Here is a 2,410-nt window from a genome sequence, read left to right on the forward strand (position 1 = left end):
CGCCGGGCGGGCAGTGGCTGCGGGTGTGGCGGACCGAGGCCCCCAAGGACGCGGGGGGAGCGGCGGTGCACGCCGAGTTCCTGGTGCAGCAGGCCTGGCGTACGGCCGCGCCCGGGACGGACGAGTTCCGGATCATCATGGAGGAGGCGAAAGCGGCCTGCGGCGAGGCGGCGCTGCTGGCCCCCGGCGACCCGATCCCGTACCTCGTGGAACTCTCGGTGGCCCGTGGACTCGGCTACGCCCGGGGGGACTTCGAGCAGGTCTGGCTGAAGATCCTGGACCGCGCGCCGAACCACATGGGGGCGCATCTGGCCGCGCTGCACTACTGGTGCGAGAAGTGGCACGGCTCGCGACAGGAGGCGTACGCGTTCGCGGAGGCCGCGGCGGCCCGGGCGCCCCAGGGCTCCCTCCTCGCCGCGATGCCGCTCTTCGCGGTGTTCGAGCACCTGCCCGAGGTGACCCTGGTCAGCGGCTTCTACCAGAGCGAGGTCGTCTCCCGGGCGATCCACGGCGCGCTGCACGCGGTGCACTCGGCCCGCCCCGACGACCCGATGCTGGCGCACGTCCGGCATCTGCTGATCTTCTTCCTGGTCCGTGCCGAGCGCTGGGCCGAGGCCATGAGCCAGTTGATACACGTCGACGGCCACGTCGGTGCGCTGCCCTGGACCCTGTCCGCCGACCCCGCCGCGGAGTTCGCGGTCTACCGCGCCCTGGCGGTCGCGGGCTACGAGGCGAACGGCGGCAGCCCGGCGACCCTGCCGCACTGAGCGCCGACACGCGCCCGAAGCCCCGCGTCCGTCCGGACACCGTCCCGGTGTGCCCCGTCTCCTGGACGCCGGCGAGGACGAGCCGGACTTCCGTGGGGGACTGATCGTGGCCGGCCCGCTGTACGGGGAGTACCGCGACGACCGGGGCCGGCGGACCCGCAGCGGCGGGCCGTGGCCCGGGACGGCGTCGTGGCGCACGGTGGCGGCGCCGTCCGCAGCGGCGGGAGAACGCGGCCGGGGGAAGCGCGCCGGGGTCAGATCGTCGCCGTGTCGATGACGAAGCGGTAGCGGACGTCGCTGTTCAGGACCCGCTCGTAGGCCTCGTCGATCTCGGCCGCGCCGATCAGTTCGATCTCCGCGCCGATGCCGTGCTCGGCGCAGAAGTCCAGCATCTCCTGGGTCTCCCGGATGCCGCCGATGCTCGACCCCGCGAGGGTCCTGCGTCCGCCGATCACCGAGAAGAGGTCGAGGGAGACGGGCTCCTCGGGGGCGCCCACGTTCACCAGGGCGCCGTCCGTCCGCAGCAGCGACAGGTACGCGTCGAGGTCGAGCGGGGCGGAGACCGTGGAGACGATCAGGTCGAAGGTGCCCCCGAGCCGCTCGAAGGTGGCCGGGTCGGCGGTGGCGTAGTAGTGGTCGGCGCCCAGCTTCAGTCCGTCGTCCTTCTTGCGCAGGGACTGCGACAGCACCGTCACCTCGGCGCCCATCGCGTGCGCGATCTTCACGGCCATGTGGCCGAGGCCGCCGAGTCCGACGACCGCGACCTTCCGGCCGGGGCCCGCGTTCCAGTGCCGCAGCGGGGAGTACGTGGTGATGCCCGCGCACAGCAGCGGTGCGGCCTCGTCGAGGGCCAGGCCGTCGGGGACGCGGACGACGTAGTTCTCGTCGACGACGATCTTCTGCGCGTAGCCGCCGTAGGTCGGCCGGCCGTCCCGGCCGATGCCGTTGTAGGTCATCGTGGCGCCGTTCAGGCAGTACTGCTCCAGATCGGCCTCGCAGTTGTCGCAGGTGCGGCAGGAGTCGACCATGCAGCCGACCCCCACGCGGTCGCCGACCCGGAACCGGGTGACACCGGAGCCGACCTCGGACACCACGCCCGCGATCTCGTGGCCCGGGACCATCGGGAAGATCGCCTCGCCCCAGCCCTCGCGGGCCTGGTGGATGTCGGAGTGGCAGATGCCGGCGAACTTGATGTCGATCAGGACGTCGTGCGCGCCGACCTCGCGCCGCTCGATGGTCGTCCGCTCCAGCAGAGCCTTGGTGACGGGTGCGGCGTACGCGGCGACAGTGGTCATACCAGGGGTCTCCTCGGGAAGCCGTGCGCCCGGCCGCCCGTTGTCCGGCCGGGCACGTCCTCCAGCCTGCCCCGGCGGCCGGGGACCACCCAGACCACGGCTTTTCCTACGTCGGCCGTGCGTACCACCGGCAGGGACAGGGTGCTGTGCGGAGCAGTCGCTGGTCACGTACCACGCCGAGCCGGGATCGCCGTCGGCACAGGCGCTGCGGCTGCCGAGCAGCTGGGGCGCGGACGCGAGGGCGTCGGGCCCGGCCTCGGCGCCGTCCGCCTGAGGACGGGCGGCCACGGGGCGCGAACGGGCGGAGGGCCCGCCGGACGTGGTGCTTCCGGCGGGCCCTCGTTCAGC

The 2,410-nt window shown here is 73.3% G+C and carries 2 protein-coding genes and 1 pseudogene; 2 read left to right on the forward strand and 1 reads right to left on the reverse strand.

Translation table 11 applies throughout. The features are described from left to right. Positions 1 to 767 (forward strand): hypothetical protein (locus B7L92_RS37860; protein WP_081241618.1); only part of this gene is annotated, 767 nt, incomplete at its 5' end. Between the two features lie 254 nt (positions 768 to 1,021). On the opposite strand, the gene B7L92_RS37865 is transcribed toward B7L92_RS37860, so the two are convergent. After that, positions 1,022 to 2,062, reverse strand: a complete 1,041-nt coding sequence (locus B7L92_RS37865) for an NAD(P)-dependent alcohol dehydrogenase (protein WP_081241619.1) — start codon at positions 2,060 to 2,062, stop codon at positions 1,022 to 1,024. A 151-nt stretch (positions 2,063 to 2,213) separates the two neighbouring features. Between B7L92_RS37865 and B7L92_RS43320 the strand changes: the two are divergent. Beyond that, positions 2,214 to 2,336 (forward strand): annotated as a pseudogene (locus tag B7L92_RS43320) (transcriptional regulator); the annotation flags it as partial. Between the last annotated feature and the right edge of the window lie 74 nt (positions 2,337 to 2,410).

It is taken from the genome of Streptomyces viridosporus (assembly GCF_002078235.1).
Lineage (GTDB): Bacteria > Actinomycetota > Actinomycetes > Streptomycetales > Streptomycetaceae > Streptomyces > Streptomyces viridosporus.

Coding starts and splice junctions, on each gene's coding strand:
- B7L92_RS37865 (WP_081241619.1), bottom strand. CDS start 2,062: ATGACCACTGTCGCCGCGTACGCCGCACCCGTCACCAAGGCTCTGCTG.